The organism is Kribbella sp. NPDC051587, from assembly GCF_044453945.1.
GTDB lineage: Bacteria > Actinomycetota > Actinomycetes > Propionibacteriales > Kribbellaceae > Kribbella.
In genome coordinates this window covers 238,812-258,707 of record NZ_JBITDE010000008.1, presented here as the reverse complement: position 1 = coordinate 258,707, position 19,896 = coordinate 238,812, and the positions used below count along the sequence as shown (strand labels likewise).

At 65.5% G+C, this 19,896-nt stretch carries 12 protein-coding genes; 7 read left to right on the top strand and 5 right to left on the bottom strand.

Features of this window, described 5'->3' with window-relative positions:
* Window positions 1–1,506, top strand: a complete 1,506-nt coding sequence (gene gatA, locus ACIA49_RS27640; protein ID WP_396380234.1) for an Asp-tRNA(Asn)/Glu-tRNA(Gln) amidotransferase subunit GatA — start codon at window positions 1–3, stop codon at window positions 1,504–1,506.
* Entirely contained in the window at window positions 1,503–2,999 is a 1,497-nt protein-coding gene (gene gatB, locus ACIA49_RS27635) for an Asp-tRNA(Asn)/Glu-tRNA(Gln) amidotransferase subunit GatB (RefSeq protein WP_396380233.1), read from the top strand. The genes gatA and gatB overlap by 4 nt, the downstream gene beginning before the upstream one ends.
* A 35-nt stretch (window positions 3,000–3,034) precedes the next feature.
* On the opposite strand, the gene ACIA49_RS27630 is transcribed toward gatB, so the two are convergent.
* The 5 genes from ACIA49_RS27630 to ACIA49_RS27610 all read right to left on the bottom strand — a co-directional run bounded on the left by ACIA49_RS27630 (window position 3,035) and on the right by ACIA49_RS27610 (window position 6,909).
* On the bottom strand, window positions 3,035–3,877 hold the full coding sequence (locus tag ACIA49_RS27630; protein ID WP_396380232.1) for a hypothetical protein: 843 nt from the start codon (window positions 3,875–3,877) through the stop codon (window positions 3,035–3,037).
* 4 nt (window positions 3,878–3,881) lie between these two features.
* A complete protein-coding gene (locus ACIA49_RS27625) occupies window positions 3,882–4,691 on the bottom strand; it encodes a general stress protein (RefSeq protein ID WP_396380231.1) in 810 nt (269 codons plus the stop codon).
* Between the two features lie 124 nt (window positions 4,692–4,815).
* Window positions 4,816–5,889 carry a PQQ-dependent sugar dehydrogenase gene (locus ACIA49_RS27620; RefSeq protein ID WP_396380311.1) on the bottom strand — a complete coding sequence of 358 codons (1,074 nt, stop codon included), beginning with the start codon at window positions 5,887–5,889 and terminating at the stop codon, window positions 4,816–4,818.
* A gap of 40 nt (window positions 5,890–5,929) precedes the next feature.
* Window positions 5,930–6,280 carry a hypothetical protein gene (locus tag ACIA49_RS27615; RefSeq protein WP_396380230.1) on the bottom strand — a complete coding sequence of 117 codons (351 nt, stop codon included), beginning with the start codon at window positions 6,278–6,280 and terminating at the stop codon, window positions 5,930–5,932.
* Window positions 6,280–6,909 (bottom strand): LLM class flavin-dependent oxidoreductase, encoded by a 630-nt coding sequence (locus tag ACIA49_RS27610; protein WP_396380229.1) that lies wholly within the window; start codon window positions 6,907–6,909, stop codon window positions 6,280–6,282. Before ACIA49_RS27610 ends, ACIA49_RS27615 begins: the two co-directional genes overlap by 1 nt.
* A gap of 214 nt (window positions 6,910–7,123) precedes the next feature.
* On the opposite strand from ACIA49_RS27610, the gene ACIA49_RS27605 reads away from it, so the two are divergent.
* From ACIA49_RS27605 to ACIA49_RS27585, 5 genes are all read left to right on the top strand, one after another.
* On the top strand, window positions 7,124–7,825 hold the full coding sequence (locus ACIA49_RS27605; protein WP_396380228.1) for a hypothetical protein: 702 nt from the start codon (window positions 7,124–7,126) through the stop codon (window positions 7,823–7,825).
* Window positions 7,826–8,019: 194 nt separating this feature from the next.
* Window positions 8,020–9,939 (top strand): heparinase II/III family protein, encoded by a 1,920-nt coding sequence (locus ACIA49_RS27600; RefSeq protein ID WP_396380227.1) that lies wholly within the window; start codon window positions 8,020–8,022, stop codon window positions 9,937–9,939.
* Window positions 9,940–10,104: 165 nt separating this feature from the next.
* On the top strand, window positions 10,105–12,861 hold the full coding sequence (locus ACIA49_RS27595; RefSeq protein ID WP_396380226.1) for a LamG-like jellyroll fold domain-containing protein: 2,757 nt from the start codon (window positions 10,105–10,107) through the stop codon (window positions 12,859–12,861).
* A 204-nt stretch (window positions 12,862–13,065) separates the two neighbouring features.
* Complete coding sequence (locus tag ACIA49_RS27590) at window positions 13,066–19,623, top strand: polymorphic toxin-type HINT domain-containing protein (protein ID WP_396380225.1); 6,558 nt, start codon at window positions 13,066–13,068, stop codon at window positions 19,621–19,623.
* Window positions 19,620–19,850 carry a hypothetical protein gene (locus ACIA49_RS27585; RefSeq protein ID WP_396380224.1) on the top strand — a complete coding sequence of 77 codons (231 nt, stop codon included), beginning with the start codon at window positions 19,620–19,622 and terminating at the stop codon, window positions 19,848–19,850. Before ACIA49_RS27590 ends, ACIA49_RS27585 begins: the two co-directional genes overlap by 4 nt.
* The last annotated feature ends 46 nt before the right edge of the window (window positions 19,851–19,896 follow it).

The following is a 19,896-nucleotide window of genomic DNA, read 5'->3' as shown; positions in this document are numbered from 1 at the left end:
ATGAGCGACCTCACCAGGAAGACCGCCGCTGAGCTGTCGGAGCTGATGGCGTCCAAGCAGGCCAGCTCGGTCGAGGTGACCCAGGCGCATCTGGACCGGATCGCTGCCGTCGACGGCAGCGTGCACGCGTTCCTGCACGTCGACACCGAGGGTGCGCTGGCGCAGGCCGCCGCCGTCGATGCCAAGCGTGCGGCCGGCGAGGAGCTCGGCCCGCTGGCCGGCGTCCCGCTGGCGCTCAAGGACGTGCTGACCCAGGAGGGCGTGCCGACCACGGCCGGCTCGAAGATCCTCGAGGGCTGGAAGCCGCCGTACGACTCGACGGTGGTGAAGCGGCTGAAGGCCGCCGGCATCGTGATCCTCGGCAAGACCAACATGGACGAGTTCGCGATGGGCTCCTCCACCGAGAACTCTGCGTACGGGACCACGCACAACCCGTGGGACCTCGCCCGGATCCCCGGCGGTTCCGGCGGTGGGTCGTCCGCCGCGATCTCGGCGTACGAGGCACCGCTCGCGATCGGGACCGACACCGGCGGCTCGATCCGCCAGCCGGGCGCGTTCACGGGCACGGTCGGGGTCAAGCCGACGTACGGCGGAACCTCGCGGTACGGCCTGATCGCGCTCGCGTCCTCGCTGGACACTCCTGGGCCGTGTGCCCGGACGACGCTGGATGCGGCGCTGCTGCACGAGGCGATCGCCGGGTGGGACCCGATGGACTCCACCTCGATCAACCAAGACGTGCCGCCGGTGGTTGCGGCCGCGCGCAACGGTGATGTCTCCGGTCTGCGGATCGGTGTCGTCAAGGAGCTCGGTGGCGAGGGCTACCAGCCGGGTGTCGAGGCACGCTTCCACGAGGCGGTCGAGCTGCTCACCAAGCTGGGTGCCGAGGTCGTCGAGGTCTCGTGCCCGCACTTCGAGTACGCGCTCCCGGCGTACTACCTGATCCTGCCGAGCGAGGCCTCGTCCAACCTGGCCAAGTTCGACGCCATGCGGTACGGACTGCGCGTCGGCGACGACGGCACGAACAGCGCGGAGAAGGTGACGGGGCTGAGCCGCGAGGCCGGCTTCGGTGACGAGGTCAAGCGCCGCATCATCCTCGGCACGCACGCGCTGTCGAGCGGTTACTACGACGCGTACTACGGCCAGGCGCAGAAGGTGCGGACGCTGATCGCCCGCGACTTCACCAAGGCCTACGAGCAGGTCGACGTCCTGGTCTCGCCGGCCACGCCGACGACCGCGTTCGCGATCGGTGACCGGATCAACGACCCGATCGCCATGTACAAGAACGACCTCTGCACGATCCCGTCGAACCTGGCGGGCAACGCGGCGGCCTCCTTCCCGTGCGGCCTGGCCGACGAGGACGGGCTGCCGGTCGGCTTCCACGTGATGGCGCCGGTGATGCGCGACGACCTGCTGTACACGGTCGGTGCCGCGCTCGAGTCCGCGCTGGCCGAGCAGTGGGGCGGCGTACTGATGTCGAAGGCTCCGGAGCTGGAGGTGACCCGATGACCGCGGAAGTTGTAGCAATCGACGATGCCCTCGCGCAGTACGACCCGGTCATGGGTCTCGAGGTGCACGTCGAGCTGAACACCAAGTCGAAGATGTTCTGCGGCTGCCCGACCGAGTTCGGCGCCCCGCCGAACACGCAGACCTGCCCGGTCTGCCTCGGCCTGCCCGGCGCGCTGCCGGTGGTGAACGCGCGCGGCGTCGAGTCCGCGATCAAGATCGGCCTCGCGCTGAACTGCGAGATCGCCGAGTGGTGCCGGTTCGCCCGGAAGAACTACTTCTACCCGGACATGCCGAAGAACTTCCAGACCTCCCAGTACGACGAGCCGATCGCCTTCAACGGGTGGACCGAGGTCGTGGTCGACGGTGAGACGTACCGGATCGAGATCGAGCGCGCCCACATGGAGGAGGACACCGGCAAGTCCACCCACGTGGGTGGCGCGACCGGCCGCATCCAGGGCGCCTCGCACTCGCTGGTCGACTACAACCGGGCCGGCATCCCGCTGATCGAGATCGTCACCAAGACGATCGAGGTCCCGCCGGCCAAGGCCGCCGCGGTCGCCCGCGCGTTCGTGAGCCAGCTGCGCGACCTGCTGCTCGCGCTCGACGTCTCGGACGTGCGGATGGACCAGGGCTCGCTGCGCTGCGACGCCAACGTGTCGTTGAAGCCTTCCGGTAGCTCCGCGTTGGGCACCCGCACCGAGACCAAGAACGTGAACTCGTTCCGCTCGGTCGAGCGTGCGATCACCTACGAGATCACGCGACAGGCCGCCGTACTGAATGCCGGCGGGAAGATCCTGCAGGAGACGCGCCACTGGCACGAGGACACCGGAGTCACGACCTCGGGCCGCGAGAAGTCGGACGCCGACGACTACCGCTACTTCCCCGAGCCGGACCTGGTACCGGTCGCGCCGTCCCGCGAATGGGTCGAGGAGCTGCGGGCGACTCTGCCCGAGGCCCCCTCGCTGCGCCGCGCCCGGCTGCAGACGGACTGGGGTTTCACCGACCCCGAGATGCGCGACGTCATCAACAGCGGCGCGTTGGAGTCGATCGTCGCCACCGTTGAGCTCGGCGTTGCGGCTGCAGCCGCCAAGAAGTGGTGGCTGGGCGAGCTCGCTCGCTTCGCCAACGAGCAGGGCACCGACCTCGACGCGTTGCCGGTCGGCCCGCCCCAGGTCGCCGAGGTCCAGAAGCTCGTCGACGAGGGCACCCTCAACGACAAGCTGGCCCGCCAGGTCTTCGAAGGCCTCCTCGCCGGCGAAGGCACCCCGGCCGAGGTCATCGACAAACGCGGCCTGGCCCTGGTCTCCGACGACGGCCCCCTCCTCGAGGCCATCGACCGAGCCATCGCCGCCAACCCCGACGTCGTCGAGAAGGTCAACTCCGGCAAGCCCGCCGCCGCCGGCGCCCTCATCGGCGCCGTCATGAAGGACATGCGCGGTCAAGCAGACGCCGCCAAGGTCCGCGAACTCCTGAACGCCAAGCTAGGCATCTAGTTCGGACAGGTGGTGGGGCGGTCGCGCCCCACCACCTACCCGATGGGTCTGCGGGTTGTGCGGAAGCGGGCTCGCAGGCGGGCGGTTTCGACCTCGGGTAGTTGCGCCTCGATCACGTCGTAGGTGTCCTCGACCAATTGGCGCAGGACCTCGGTGGCCTCCGGTGGGGGAGCGGTGAAGACGGTGCGCAAGCGGTGGGCGAGGTCGGTGGGGGCGTGGGTTAGCTCGGCCTCCATCGCGCCGAGGCGTTTGAAGGCGAGCACGTGGCCGGAGTAGCGCTTGTTGATGGCGTGCAGGACTGTGAGCAGCTGGTTTGTCACGCGGAGAAACTCGCGCGCGAGGAGGACCGGGTTGTCTCGCTCAGCGAGCATCTGGCAGCGCCAGAACTTGTCGATCGCCCCGTCGCGCTCGACGATTGCGATCGCGAGTCTGCGTGGGTACGTCGATGCACGCCGCTGCCATGCGTGAACCAGCTCCGGGCGGGGACCGTCGATGTCGCGTCCGTCGACCAGTCCCTTGAGCAAGGTGAGGCCGTCCGGATCGGGGACGCCTGCACCGAGGACGAGGTCGAGAGTCTCCTCGACCTTGCTCGACAACGCGTGTTCGACGTCGATCGCCAAGCCGTCCAGCTCGAGATAGTCGTACCAGGGTGAGTCGTCGTCCGCGGGCGTGCCTGGACGGACGCTTGCTGCTGGCGCAGTGCGTTCGGCGAGGGTCGGCGGTCGGGTCCAGAAGACGCCGACCTCGACGTCTGACCAGCGGTCCGCGTCGCCGCGAGCCGTGGACCCGCCCAGCATGACTGCGTCCACGCCGGGAGTTGCGGCATACGCGGCCAGGACGGGAGCTACCGCCGTACGGCGGAACTGGGCGTGATCCACGTGGTCAGGCGGCGTTGGTGCGGGCCGTCTTCTTCTTCGCGCGGGCCTTGCGGGTGGTCTGCGACGGCTGGCGTCGTACCGGAGGCTTCTCGTCCACGACAGGCTTCGACTCGGCGACTGGCTCCGGGGCAGGCTCGGGCTGCGGCTCGACGACGGGTTCCGGCTCGGAGGGTGTGACGCGCTGGGGAGGCTCGACCAGGTAGTTGGGCTTCACGACGGGCTCAGGCGCGGGCTCGATCACAGCCTCTGGCGCGAGCACAGGCTCCGGCTCAGGCTCAGGAGCGACCAGGCGCTGCGGCGGCTGGACCAGGAGGCGTGAACTGAGCGCGGGCTCCGGCTCGGGCTCGACTACTGGCTCGGGCTCGGTGCCTAGCAGGGTGAGCGCCACCGAGACATCCTCCAGCGCGCATCGGACCTCGTAGTACGACGGCACGATCACCTCGACCGCGGGTGCGTCAGGCCGGTTCCGCACGAGCCCCTGGAACAGCCCCCACATCGCTCCGACCAGTACGCCGTACACGAAACCCCACAGCAGCACGGAGAACGCGGTCAGCGTGGTCTCCGCGACCAGCGTCACGAACACCCCACTCAGTACGCCGAGCAGTGCTCCCGCGCCCGCACTCGCCAGAGTCCGGCGGACCACCGGCACCGCGGCCTGTCTGCGGGACAGCCGCAGCTCGGCGCCGACCACCTCCAGGCTTCGTGAGTCCATCCCGTAACTGCGCAGATAGTCGACTGTCTGCTGAGCATCCGTGAAGGTGCTCGCCGAGGCGACGACACTGCTGGGGACGACTGACGCCTGATCGGGCCGCATTACCAACTCCTCCGAAAAATGTTCTGTGTAAGGGGTTCCTCCCCACTAGTACCAGACGGCCGAAATGCCCAAACGGTTGACGGCTCAGATGTCAGTCACACAACAGATTTCCTTCAGCCGTTCATCATCCGATCGTCACCCGCAGGATCCGATCGTCGCCCTCTCGACTCTCACCACGCCCATCGGTGTTGGACGTCGTGACCCACAACGACCCGTCCGGCGCGACCTCCACGGTTCGCAACCGCCCGTACTTCCCCACGAAGAAAGCCTGCGGCTCACCAACCCGCTTCCCGCCCGCGACCGGCACCGCCCACAACCGCTCACCCCGCAACGACGCCATGAACGCATGCCCCTTTGCGAACGCCGCCCCACTCGGCGACGCATCACTCGTCTTCCACTGAGCGATCGGGTCCACCATCCCGTCCAGCCCCTCGGCCCCCTCCGCCGCCGGCCACCCGTAGTTCGACCCGGGCGTGATCGCGTTCAGCTCGTCCCACGTGTTCTGCCCGAACTCAGCGGCGTACAGCTGAGTCCCGTCGAACGTGAGCCCCTGTACATTGCGATGCCCCTTGGTGATCCACAGCCTGCCGCCAGGATTCCCGGGCGCGGCCTTTCCCTCGGTCGTGATCCGCAGGATCTTCCCACCCAGCGAGTCGTCGTTCTGCGAGTTCGGCCGATCACCGCCGTCACCCGTCCCGACGTACAGGAACCCGTCCGGCCCGAACCGCAACCGCCCCCCGTTGTGAATCGCCGCCTGCGGGATCCCGCTCAGAATGTCCGTCTGCCCCGACAACCGCCCGTCCGCATAGCTCAACCGAGCAATCCGGTTGTCACCCGACGCCGAGTAGTACACATAAACGTTCGACCCCTTCGAGTCGACCGCCAACCCCAGCAACCCACCCTCGGACGACGGATCCACCCCCGTAACCGTCCCGACCTCGGTCACCTTCCCATCGACCACCCGCTTCACCTTGCCGCTGTCCCGCTCAGCCACCAACGCACTCTTGTCCGGCAAGAACGCCAACCCCCAAGGCACGTCGATCCCCGTCACCACCGTCGACGCCACCGTCAACCGGATCTGCCCACCAGCGCTCGGCGCAGCCCCCGTCGTACCAGCGCCGCCACTCGGCACCGCCCCGCCACCCGCCTCCGAACACCCCGCCAGCACCGCAACCGCCGCCAACCCCGCCGCCCACATCCGCGCCACGCCGTCTCCTCAGCTAGCCGATCCCCCCAAGCTATCGCCCACCCCCAGCCCGAACGGCCGGAACAACCCGGCTCGCAATCAACTCGAGAGACCGCATCGCTACGTCCTGCGCCATCCCCGGCAACCGCATCCAGTGCGCGAACTCGACGAACCCGGTCTGAGCCTGCAACTGGATCAACCGTCGCGCGACCTCGTCCGGCGTACCGACCAAGTAGTCCTCCCGGCGCAGCACCGGTGGCTCGTTCCCGCCGTACGACGCGATCTCGCCCTCGAGATACGCAATCCCCGGCGCGGCCTCGGCCCACGCGCGATCCGCATCCTCGTCGACATGCATGATCCCCGTGCAGATCAAGGGCGGCACGTCGGTCAGTACCTCGTCCATCAATCGCCGTCGCGCCACGAAATCCTTCGGCGTAGCGAGTACACCAGGAGCCCGTCGCCGACTCGCGCGGCCCGCTTCAGTCCGGCCGCCGTCACGCCGGCCACATAAATCGGAAGGTCGTGTGCCGGCCGAGGCGTCACCCCCGACTCGCCCGCCCAGGCCCGCCGGATCACCCCCACCCCCTCCCCGAGCGATCGCCCCCGCTGCCGCCGATCGACCCCGAACAGCTCGAACTCGCGCTCCGAATACCCCTGGCCCACCCCCAACACAAACCGCCCGCCCGACACCAGATCGAGTACGGCGGCCTCCTCCGCCACCTGCACGGGATGCCGAAACGGCAACACCAGCACATTCGTCCCCACCCGAATCTGCCGAGTGCGTCCCAGTAACACGCCCGCCATCACCAAAGGCGACGGCAAAGCCCCATCCCGCGCCAAGTGATGCTCCGACAACCAAGCACTGGCAAACCCCAACCGCTCAGCTCGGACCACCTCGTCACCCACATCGCCGTACCGGTCGTCCCGAACATCCACCAACACCCCGAACTCGACAGTCACCCACCCACCGTCGCCGCCGGCCGACCCGCAGTCCAATGCCGATGCACCCCGCCATTCATGCTCAGCCGGCATCAACTCACGATCGGCCGCGTACCAACCAACGGGTAGTGGTCCTCGCCAGCCGCCCTTCGAGAGACGCCGGTCCGCCCTGATGCCCCCAAGCCACCGACCACTACCCGTCCTTCGGTACACCACAACTTTCACTCAGGGGATTGCATCAATCGCACTGAGCCCACCCGCTCACGACTCGAAGGCTCGGGGCCGCCCTCTCACCGAAGGACTCCGCATGCGCGCACGCCTCTTCGCCGCCAGCACCCTGGCCGCCCTCATCATCCCCACCACGGCGTACGCCGCCCCGTCGGCTCCCACCGACGAGAACCTGCGGACGACAAATCCCGCGACCAGTTGCGTCCGCGGTGTCAACCGACCGCTCGTCAATCAGACGAGCCCACGTCTGGAAGCTTTCGTGCCAGCCGCCGATGAGAACGACGGGCGTTCGGTCAAGGCCGAGTTCCGGCTCAAGAACCTCGCCGACGGTACCGAGGTCCTCACCAGCGAGAGCTTCACCAAGGTCGTCGATGCCTGGTTCGAAGCCGGCAGCGAGCCCACCCTCGCCGACGCGACCACCTACTCCTGGCAAGCCCGCGTAGTCGACAGCACAGGCGCCGCATCCCCGTGGTCCGCCGGCTGCGAACTCAGCATCGACACAGTCCGCCCCAACGCGCCCACCCTCACCCTGAGCCCCGGTCCCTACAAAGTAGGCCAGAAGATCACTCTCACCTTCGGCAACGCCGGCTCCACCGACGTCACCCAGTACGCCTACGCCGTCGGCACCACCGCCCCCGGTTCCCCACTCCCCGCCTGCCCCGGCAAAGTCACCCTCAAGCTCACCGACTCCGGCCCCACCCCCATCCGAGCCTGGTCCTACGACCGAGCCGGAAACCTCAGCCCCACCTACACCGAACAAAGAATCTCCGTAGCCCCCTGACAGACACAGGATCGCGTCGATGGCGTGGTCGGTGCCGTTCTCTCGCGGTTCGAGTTGATTGGCCTAAACCGTAATCGGGCGTGCACACTATGAAGCGTCGGGGGCGACAAGGGGATCTGGGGTGCTGCCTACGGGCAGCTTCATAGTGGGGGAACTTCGTGGTGTTCAGACGCGTATTTTCGGCTGCTGTCGTCATGGCCGGAGTGGGTGGGATCGCGCTGATCGGACCCACTGCGCCGACATTCGCTGCAAGCGGTCCCGGGATCGCGGTGCTGCCGGACATTCCGGAGCCGAGCGAGTCGCAGTACGTGCCAGGTACGGCGAACTACGTGCCGGTGACCGGTAGAGCAGCGACCGACATCAAGCAGCGCAGGCAAACGACGGCGAAGGCGGCGGGCGGGACTTACGTCTGTCCAGGTTTCAGCACGATCGACGACGCCGTCCCGCTGAGCGCCGTCATGGATGACACCTTCATCTGGAGCACGTTCGCGCCGTACAAGGTCGGCGACGGCCACGGCAACGTGAACTGGAAGTCGAACCCGTACAACAACCCCAGCTGGTACATGTGGCTGCATTCGTTGCGTTGGCTCGGGCAAGGGATCGGCGCGGCGGCGAACGGTGACAGAGCTGCGCTGGACCATGTGACCACGGTCGTGCACGACTGGGTGACTGACAATCCGTACTCCTGGAAGGCCGACGCCGGCGCCCATGAGGCGACGATGCACCGGACCAACGTGATCATCTGCACCCGACAGGCGGTGCTGGCGAATCTGGGCGTGGAGACCCTCCCGGAGGCGTACTCCTGGATCGACAAGGCACTGGTGGACCACGCCACCTTCATGATCAACAACTGGGGCGGCGCCGGAAATCACGGCACGGACGAGAGCATCGCGCTCTTCGGTGTCGGATGCACCCTGAACCGCGACGACTACATGACCACGGCCCAGACCCGGCTGGGGCAGGCGATCACGACGGCGATCGATGACCAGGGCGCGACCAACGAGCAGTCCACCAACTATGCCCAGTTCAATTATTCGCTGTGGGGTCGTGCGGCGACTGCTCTCGAGGGTTGTGGTGTCGATCCGGGCGCGACCATCACGACCCGGCGAGAGTTGCTGGCCAGGTTCATCGCGCACGCTACGACGCCGCAGGGCCTGCTCCATCAGATCGGTGACACCGAGACGGTGAAGACGTACAACATCGCTGGTACGCCGATGGAGTACGCGGCCAGCCAGGGCAAGTCCGGTACGGCGCCGGTGGATCGGGTCGCGGTCTACAAGGCCGGCTACGTCTTCGGCAGGTCGGGCTGGGGATCGACGGTCCCGTTCCCGTCCGAGTCGGCGTACAGCCTGCGATTCGGTGGTCGTCGCGCGCTCCACGGCCACGTCGACCACACGTCGCTCACCTACCAGGCCCGCGGGCGCGACATCGTCGTCGACAGCGGCTACTCGGGCTATGTGAACGACGGCTGGCGGCCGTGGGTGATGGGTCCGTACGCGCACAGCACCTTGACCACGCCGCAGTTGGCAGATGCGAATCCGGCCACCACGCTGACGCAGTACTCGGCGAAGCCGACAGCGGACTTCTTCGAGCTCAAGGACTCACCTGCAGCCGGGGTCAACCGAGTGCGTGCCGTGCTGGTGCTGCGGAAGCCGGATGTGATCGTGACGCTGGATCGAGCCTCGGCCAAGACGTCCCAGCAGTTCCAGACGCTCTGGCACCTTCCCTCGGACCAGACCGCGACGGTCACGTCGCGTACCGCGGCGGTGGCGAAGAAGACCGGTGAGAACACCCGCACTGTGCTGCTGCAGGTTCCGTATCGAGGAACTGCCGTACCGGCCGGCTCCACGTTGGTCAAGCAAGCCCAGACCGCCCCGAAACAAGGCTGGGTCTTTCCGAATATCAACACCCGCAAGGCCGCCCCGACGGTGATGTTCGCGCGCATCGGCAAGTCGGTCAGCATGGTGTCGCTGGTCATCCCGGTGCGCCTGAACGGCCAAGTCGGATACACGACCCGGATGTCCGGTACGACGTTCGTGATCGACCTCACGGTGGACGGCGTGAAGACGTCGGTTGGCGTCACCGGGGGCGGGTCGCTGACACGCATGTCGTAAGGAGGCAAGAACATCTCGCCGAGGTGAGGCAGATCACCGCGGTTGGAGGGGCAACGGCTGTTTGTATGGGTCGTTTGTATGGGTTGTATGTGTCGGTGACGCTCAGCGACCTCTAGGATTCGGTACGCATCTGTGGCTCGGGGGAGTCTTAGGAGCGGTGGGGCAATGAACGGGTGGAGTCTGTCCAAGGGGCAGAAGGCTGGATCTCGACGTGCGGTGGCGGGCCTGTGTGCGTTGGCGGTGGGGCTGTTCGGAGCGGTGGTAGTCGAGCCAGCTCTGGCGCAACCGGCGGCGACCAGTGCCGCGTCGCCGCAGCAGGACTCGCCATCGAAGCAGGCGAAGACAAGTGGTCAGCGAGTCGAGGTTCCGGAGAAGCGCACAGAGTCTTCCCAGACCTTCGCTAACCCGGACGGTACGTTCACGATCGAACAGCACAGCATCCCGGTTCGTGTCCAGCGAGGCGCCGACTGGGTCGACATCGACACCACCCTCGAGCGGGCTGCCGACGGCCGGGTGCGCCCCCGTGCGACCGCGATGGACATGACGTTCTCGGGTGGTGGGAGCGGACCACTGATTTCGGTGAAGTCCCAGGGCTACGAGCTCAAGCTGAGCCTGCCGGGCTCGCTGCCGACGCCGACTCTCGAGGAGGACAGCGCCCTCTACAGCAACGTCTTCCCGGACGTGGATCTGAAGGTCACGGCATCCGCCGACTCCTACAGCGAAGTTCTGGTCGTGAAGACGCCAGAGGCCGCGCGCCTGCCGCAACTGCAGCGGCTCGAGCTTGCGATGGACGCTCCAGGGCTGACCGTTGCCAAGGTCGCCGGCGGTGTGATCGAAGCCCGGGACGATCTTGGTGCCCTTGTCTTCACAGGGCCGCAGCCGATCGCCTGGGACTCGCGGGGCGAGGCGAAGGCACCGACCGACGACGATCGCGCGGAGGCACCGCTTGAGGGCGACAAGGTTGCCCAGTTGCCAGTAGCCGTCACCCAGGATGCCTTGACGATCAGCCCGGCGCCGGCGCTCGTCAACGACCCCGCCACGGAGTACCCGCTGCACATCGACCCCACTCTGAGCTTTGCGCAAGAGGGCCGGGCGATGATCAACGAGCGCTACCCGACGACGTCGTCCTGGAACTGGGCAGGCCCGGAGGGGGTCGGGTTCCAGTCGTTCGAGCCCTGGAGCCGCAAGCGGCTGATCTACAAAATGCGTCTGGGGTCGCTGACCGGTGCCCAGATCACCAGTGCGACCTTCAGCGCGTTCGAGACCTGGGCCGCGAGTTGCACGGCGAAAGAGGTCCAAGCATGGCAGCTGACGCCCATTGGTACCGGCGTCAACTGGAGCAACGGAACGCAGGCCGGGGTCTGGAAGCGGATGCTGGACTCTGCGGTGGATGCCGTCGGTCGGCCCGAATGCACGCAAGGCGGCAAGTGGCTCGAGTTCGACGTCAAGGCCGCGGTCGCCGAGGAAGCGGCCGCGAGCAAGTCGTACGTCTACCTTGGTTTGCGGGCCGCGAGTGAATCCGATGACATGGCGTGGAAGCGCTTCCGCAAGGACGTCAAGCTCCAGGTGATCTACAACACCGTCCCGAAGCTCGCCAGCGCACGCTTCACCGAGCCGACGGCCGCGTGCTCGACCGACGCGACCAAGCCGTCGCGGCTCAACAACACGCAGCCGGTTCTCCATCTCCAAATCGTCGACCCCGACCGACAGTCATCATTTGTTCAGTTCGAGATTTGGCGGAATGGCAAGGACGCCCCCAGCCAAACGGTCAAGAGCAGCACCAAGGTTGCTACGAGCACGGTCGACTACACGCCCTCTCCACGAATGAATCCGGTTCGGGTCAACGAGGTCGTGGGATGGCGAGGTCGGGCGTACGACGGCGTGACCTGGTCCGCCTACTCAGGTATGTGCTGGTTCATCGTGGACGTCGCCGCCCCGCCGGCACCGCGGCTCGAAATCGCCGATACCGGTGAGGACCCGGTGTTCCTGCTGAATGATCGGGTCAGCGTCTACATCAAGGAGACGCAGGTCGATCAGAACTACTTCCGGTACACCGTTGATGGTGATGAGCCGACCAGTGTCAACCTGCCGAACGAGAACCATGAGGCGTCGTTCAGACGTGATCTGACCAAGACCGGTCCGACGGTCTTCAGAGCCTGGGCCTACGACCGCAGCGGCAACCAGAGTGGCGTCGCCGAGCTGGAGATCACCGTCAAGACGGCCGACTCGGAAGGCGGTTGGCGGATCGACGAGGGGGATGGGTCGACTCTTGCCGACTCGAGTGGCCTCAGGCGGCCGATGACTCTCAGCGCAGGTGCGAGCTGGCTCCCGGGCGACCACTGGCAGGAGGCGGATCTGAAGAAGGACTGGTCGGTGCGGCTGCCACCTACCGATTCGGCTGCCTCCGCGATGACGAACATGCTGGACACGAGCCACAGCTTCACCGTGAGCGCGCGGGTCAAGCTCTCCGACCAAGGCGGCCGACGGATCGCGTTCAGTGAGGATGGCGCAGGCACGAGTGGTTTCACGCTCGGTGCGATCAGCCAGGACTTGTCCGATCCCGACAACAGAACAGTGGTCTGGGGTTTCTCGCTCCCAGGTGCCGACGGGACAGAGACAGCGATCGTTCGTTCGGACGTGTCGCCCTATGTCGCCGGAGACTGGGTCTACCTGGTTGGCCGCTACGACGAGCGGAACCGCTCGATGAAGCTCGACGTCATCGATTCTTTGGCGCACACGTTCTATGCCAAGACCGCGCCATCCGCGCCTGTTGACCGTGCTGGTGTTCTCCGGCTCGGAGTCGGTTCAGTCTCCGGCACCACGTATCCGCTGGACGGTCAGATCGACGACGTCCGCACCTATCCCGGGCTCATCGATGACGACGCCATCTTCCAAGACGACCGCGACAGTTCGCCCAACTGACCGAGGACAATCATGCGTCTGCACAAATCCCGTCCGAGGACGGCTGCTCTCGTAACGCTTCTCGGCATCAGCCTTGTCGCTGGCGTCGCGTCGTATGTTCCCGAAGCACAGGCCAAGGGGCCGAAGGTCCCCGCTCCGGCTGTCCAGCCGGAGAAGTCCACGCCTGGGAAGAACTTCCTTCCGGCCGCGCATAAGCAGGCGGACATGCCTGCTTATGTTCCAGCCGAGCCGGCCTGGCCCACTCCCACTGTCGCCGCCGTAGGGACTGCGGCTCTGCCGCTCGGCGGTCTGGCGGGTATTGCCGCCGACTCGCCCGTGTCGGTATCGGTCAAGTCACTTGCGAAATCGGCGCCGGCTACCGGCGCCAAGCTCGAGGTCTTGAGCCAGGCCGACAGCAGCCGCCTCGGCGTTCAAGGCGTCGTACTGCGGCTCTCCCGGAGCGACGCGCAGGCGGCAGCCACCCGGATGAAGGTGTCGGTCGACTACTCGAAGTTCAAGGATGCGTACGGCGGTGACTGGGCATCGCGGTTGCGCCTGGTCGAACTGAGCTGCTCCGACGGCGGCGCATGCGTCCAGAAGCAGGTTGTGTCCGCAGCCAAGAACGACACGGCAGCCAAGGTGGTCAGCGGCGAGGTCGATCTCGCACCCGTACCGCAGGCACAGCCGGCGCCGACTCAGTTCACCACCCTGGCAGTTGCAGCTGCAGCGTCTGGCTCGACCGGCTCGTACGCCGCCACCACGTTGTCTCCCTCCTCGTCGTGGAACGTCGGAACTCAGACGGGCGACTTCACCTGGAACTACCCGCTGCGAGTTCCTCCGGGTGTGGCGGGACCGCGGCCGGACCTGTCGATCGGGTACAGCTCGGCCTCCGTCGACGGCCAGGTTGCCTCGACCAACAACCAGGCGTCATGGGTCGGTCAGGGCCACAGCCTGGACGCCGGCTTCATCGAGCGGAAGTATGTCTCGTGCTCCGAGGACATGACGCCGCAAAGCAACAACAAGGTGAAGACCGGCGACCTGTGCTGGAAGTCCGACAACGCGTTCCTGTCGCTCGGCAGTCACTCCGGTGAGCTGTTCAAGCTCAGTTCGGACACCGAGAACAAGATCGACACGTTCCGGTTGAAGAACGACGACGGCTCGCGGATCGAGCGTCGCTACGGCGCCGCCAACGGTGCGCAGGGGAGCAAGGACGGGAGCAGGAACGGCGAGTACTGGCAGGTCACCACAACCGACGGCACCAAGTACTCCTTCGGCCTCAACCCGACGCTGACCAACGATGACAAGTCCAACTCCGTCAGCACCGTGCCGGTCTTCGGCAACCACGAAGGTGATCCCTGCTACGAGACGGCGTACAAAACGTCGTACTGCCAGCAGGCGTGGCGCTGGAACGTCGACAAGGTCGTCGACCTGAACAAGAACCTGATGACGTATCAGTACGTCCAGGAGGCCAACTACTACGGACGCAACAAGAACGAAGGCGCATCGCTCTACCAACGCGCCAGCTACCTGGACAAGATCAGCTACGGGAAGGTCGCTGACGCCACCGAGACGACGGCGGCCGCCCCGGCTCAGGTCTCGTTCCAGGTTTCCGAGCGCTGTATCCCCTCCGGGACGGTGACGTGCGACCCGGCTCAGTTGACCGAGGCGAACGCGTCGAAATGGCCGGACACTCCCTTCGACCAGATCTGTACCTCATCGACCACGTGTCCGGACCGGACCTCGCCGTCGTTCTTCACCCGCAAGCGCCTGACGTCCATCAGCACCGGCGTCCTGAACAGCAGCAACCGGTATTCGGATGTGGACACCTGGACACTGACCCAGTCGTTCCCGAACGCGGACACCCCTGCGTTGTGGCTGAGTTCAATCACCCACAAGGGCATGGCGGGTACGGCGATCGCGAACCCCACCGTCACCTTCCTCGGTCAGTCGATGCCCAACCGGGTCGACGCCACGGGTGACGCGGCGCCGGCGATGAACAAGTACCGCGTCACCGCGGTCAACTCCGAGTCCGGCCAGACGACCAACGTCAAGTACAGCCCGCCGGACTGCTCGCCGACCTCGAAGCCGAACCCGAACGCGCTACAGAACAATGCCAAGCGCTGCTTCCCCGTCTATTGGACGGTCGAAGGCGCCGAAGACCCGACGATGCACTTCTTCCACAAGTACGTCGTCGCGTCGGTCACCGTTGACGACCGGGTGACCAACGAGCCCGACCTGCAGACCTTCTACGAGTACGTCGGTTCGCCGGCCTGGCACTTCGACAACAGCCAGTTCACCGTGCCGAAGCAGCGAACGTGGGGCGAATGGCGAGGCTACGAGAACGTCTATGTTCGCAACGGCGCTGCCGACGGTGCCAAGACCCAGACGAAATACACCTACTTCCGTGGCATGCACGACGACTATCTCGATCGCGAAGGCACTACACGCCGGACCGCCGCGGTCACGGACAGCCAGAACAAGTCTGTCGAGGACACCGACCGGTTCAACGGGTTCGTGCGGGAGCAGATCACGTACAACGGCTCCGGTGGTGCGGTTGTCAGCGGCACGATCTCGACGCCGTGGACGAGCTCGACCGGCTCGGCGGGCGGCTACACCGCACTGCTCCTGCGAACGCAATCGGCGGTCACTCGGACCCGGTTGAGCACCGGAGCTGATCGAACGACGCAGGTCGACACGACGTTCGACGGGCATGGGCTGCCGGTCACCTCGGACGATCTGGGCGACGTGGCCACCGCAGCGGACGACCGGTGTACGCGCTACACCTACAACTCGAACTCCGACCTGTGGATCTGGGGTCCGGTCAGTCGTGAGGAGAAGGTCTCAGCCAAGTGCGACGCGACTCCGAATCGGCCGGCGGACGTGATCTCGGATGAGCGGAGCTACTACGACAGTTCGAGCAGCCTGACCGCAGCGCCGACTCGCGGCCTTCTGACGAAGGTCGACACGATGAGCCGCTGGACGACCGGACCTGTCTACGAGCAGCGTGTCCGTACCGTGTACGACGCCCGCGGTCGGGTCATCGAGACGCGCGACGCGCTCGACGCCCTGACGAGCAAGGTCGAGTTCACCCCGGCGACGACCGGCCCGGTCACGCAGACGGTGACAACCGATGCGAAGGGCTACACGAGTACGAGCGTCATCGCGCCTGCCTGGGGAGCATCGGTCGCCGAGATCGATGCCAACAACCGCCGCACCGATCTGGCGTACGACGCGCTCGGCCGTCTGACCAGTGTCTGGCTCCCGGACCGTTCGAAGGCCAACAACGTCAGCGCGTCGATGATCTTCAGCTACCTGGTGCCCAACAACGCGCCGAACGTCATTACCACGCAGCAGTTGAAGCCGGACGGAACCTACAAGACCAGCAAGACCCTGCTGGACGGAATGCTGCGTCCGCGGCAAGTCCAGTCGCCTTCGGCCACCGGCCTCGGAAGAATCCTCGTCGACACGCGGTACGACGAACGTGGCAATGTGATCTCGTCGAACGGTCCGTACCACGACAGCAACTCGCAGCCGTCCAATGTTCTGTTCGTTCCGAGCGAGGAGAACCTGCCGGCCCGGACCAAGACCACCTACGACGGCGCCAACCGCGCGATCCTGTCGCAGTTCCTGGTCGACAACAACGAGCAGTGGCGCACGACGACCACCTACACCGGCGACTCGACAACCGTCGTACCGCCGGAAGGAAGCACGACGACGACCACGCTGTTCGACGCCCGGGGCAAGACGACCGAGCTGAGGCAGTACAAGGGCCGTGCCGCGACCGGCGCGTTCGATTCGACGAAGTACACCTACACGCCTGACGACCAGGTCGCGACGGTCACCAATGCCGCCGGCAGTGTGTGGGGCTTCGGCTACGACATCCGCGGCCGCCAGGTGCGCACTGACGACCCCGACAAGGGCACGACTACGACGACGTACGACGCTACGGACCGGGTGACCTCCACCAAGGATGCTCGCGGTCAGCAGTTGTTCTACTCCTACGACGAGCTCGACCGAAAGACCGCCGTACGCACTGGATCAGCTGATGGTCCTGTGGTCACCAGCTGGACGTACGACACTCTGGCCAAGGGTCTCCTGACCTCCTCGACCCGGACGATCGACGGAGCCAACTACGTCTCCGCCGTCACCGGCTACGACGCCTTGGGCCGACCGACAGGAAGCAAGGTCGTCATCCCGGACTCGGAGTCGGTGAAGGGACTGGCCGGTACCTACACAACGACCACGTCGTACAACCCTGACGGCAGCATCAAGAAGGCCGGCCTGCCGAAGGTGCCCGGACTGCCCGACGAGTCGATCGACCTCGTGTACGACGAGAACGGCAACCTGGACAAGATGGGTGGCTGGCAGTCGTACGTCAGCGGTGTCACCTATGACGTCTACGGTTCGCCCGGGCTCTATCACGTGGGTCAGCAGACCGGTAAGACGGCGTACCAGCAGTTCACCTACCAGCGAGGCACGCGGCGTTTGACAGAGATGGAGGTCAACCGGGAAGGCATCGCCCAGCCGGACGACACCTTCACCTACTCCTACGACGCGTCGGCGAACGTGAAGTCCGTCTCGCACAAGTTCGGTGCCACCGTCGACCTCCAGTGCTTCACCACGGACTACCTCCGTCGCACCACCGAGGCATGGACGCCAGGCACCAACTGCACCGACCCGAAGTCTGCAGCCACCCTCGGCGGGCCCGCGCCGTACTGGCAGTCCTACACGTTCGATGTCGCCGGCAACCGCCGGACGATCACCGACCACAAGGCTAACGGCGACACCACGTCGACCTACGCTTACCCGGCCGCGGCAGCCGACCGGCCGCACGCAGTCACCGGTGTCTCCTCCTCAGGCCCAGGCGGCACCTCCGCCGACAGCTACGGCTACGACGCGTCGGGCAACATGTCCACGCGAGAGGTTGGCGGTGACACCGACAACTTCACGTGGGACGCCGAAGGCCATCTGGCGAAGGTCTCCAGCCCGTCCGGTGACACCAGTTACATCTACGACGCTGACGGCACTCGGCTGATCCGTCGTGACCCGAAGGGTGCCACTCTCTACCTCGCTTCAACCGAGGTCCGCTGGGAGAAGAGCGGGACGGCCGAGACTCTTGCCTCGACCCGGTACTACGACTTCAACGGCAAGACGATCGCGATGCGCACCAACTCGTCCTCGGTCGAGTACCTCATGCCCGACGCGCAGGGAACCTCAACGGTTTCGTTCGACGGCGTCGCCGCCACGATCTCCCGCCGCTTCATGGACCCCTTCGGCAACCCGAGGGGCACTCCATCACCCACCTGGGAGCCAAACGCCAGAGGCTTCGTCAACGGCGTTGAAGACGAATCAACCGGCCTGACCCATCTCGGCGCGCGCGAGTACGACCCGAAGCTAGGCCGTTTCATGAGTGTCGACCCGCTCGTTGATTTCAACGATCCCATGACGATGAACGCCTACGCCTACGGCAACAACAGCCCCGGGACCTTCAGCGACCCCGATGGTCTCCGGCCGATTTCCGAAGAGGACGGCTACAACGCCACTCCGGATAACACACCCGTCGCGGATCCGGAGGAACAAAAAGCGCGTCAGCAGAAGTATGAGCACGCCCACAAGATCATGGCCGAGTGGGACAGGCAGGAGAAGGCCAAGAAGGTCATCAAGGAGGTCGTCAAGGCGCTCGTTAAGATCGCCGCCGACGAACTCGGCATCACCGACGCCCTCAACTGCTTCACCGAAGGCGACATCGGCGGCTGCGTCGCTACTGGGGTAACTATTCTCAGCTCTTTCGTTGGTGGACTTGCGGGAAAAATTGTCACGAAATACCTCTTCAAGTTCAACAAGGCCCGAAAACTCGTCGGCAACATCTGGAATCTCGTAGACCAGGCTAGCGAAGCTATACAGGGCTGGGTTGGCTCTCGAAAGGCCCTCAAGGCGTTGCAGAAATGCGACATAAGTAACTCGTTTGTGCCGGGTACACGTGTGCTCATGGCCGATGGGTCACGAAAACCGATCGAAGAACTGCGCCTGGGTGACAAGGTGCTAGCCACCGACTCCAAGACTGGTATCACGTCGGCCGAGCGTGTCGCGCGAACGATCGTCGGTCAAGGAAGGAAGGATCTGGTCGACGTTACTATTCGGAGCTCCGGGACTGGCGTTCCCCAGCGATTCGAGACGATCACGGCGACCGTTGGTCACCCGTTCTACCTTCCGGCGACCGGCCGCTGGATCGACGCAGGTCATCTCGATGTCGGCGAAAGCCTCTTCACCGGTAGTGCTGACAGGCAGGCGACCATCGCGGCGACCCGGGCTTACAGCCAGGCCGCTCGGGTCTACAACCTGACTGTTGCGGGCGTCCATACGTACTACGTACTGGCAGGCGAGACCCCGGTCCTGGTGCATAACTGTGGCTCGGCCTCTTTGGATGAGTTGGCAGCCGCTGCGACAGGGCCGTTTAAGAGCGCCCGAGTTGACCCGGACACCGGACAGATTGTGCGTGGTCAGAGTAACGCTGGGCGTGCTCTCCAGAAGCATGCTGACCCCAGCAGGGGGCCTGCCCACGCCTCGAAGTTCCCGTCGGATACCAACGATGCGGCGAGGACCAAGAACGGCGACGACATGGTCTTGGAACTGCTGACCAACCCGGGCAGCACAGATACTGTGCGGAGTGCACGTGCGCACTACGGTGGGACAGTCCGAGATATTTGGCATCCCGACGGCAGTTACGGCGCGCGTTGGAGCATGCGTGGCGGAGGCCTCACCTTTGAAGGGTTCCTTGGATGAAGATAGTTGAGTTTGCGGGACGTCAATATCGGATCTTTGTCGTCGCGAGCATTCATGAAGAGAATGATTACGTGGAGTGTCGAGCATTGGACACCGGTGACATTGTGTGTGAGTTGAGGATCGACGCGAGCGGCGGACTCCGTCTGCTGCCAGCGTCCTGGGAGGCGGATGCTGAGGTTGTCGCCGAGGCGATTGCATATGCAAAAGAAGTTTCCAAAGGCGAATAGTGGATTGAGTTCGCGAGTGTCGTGAATGCATGCGGGGTGTTCGTTG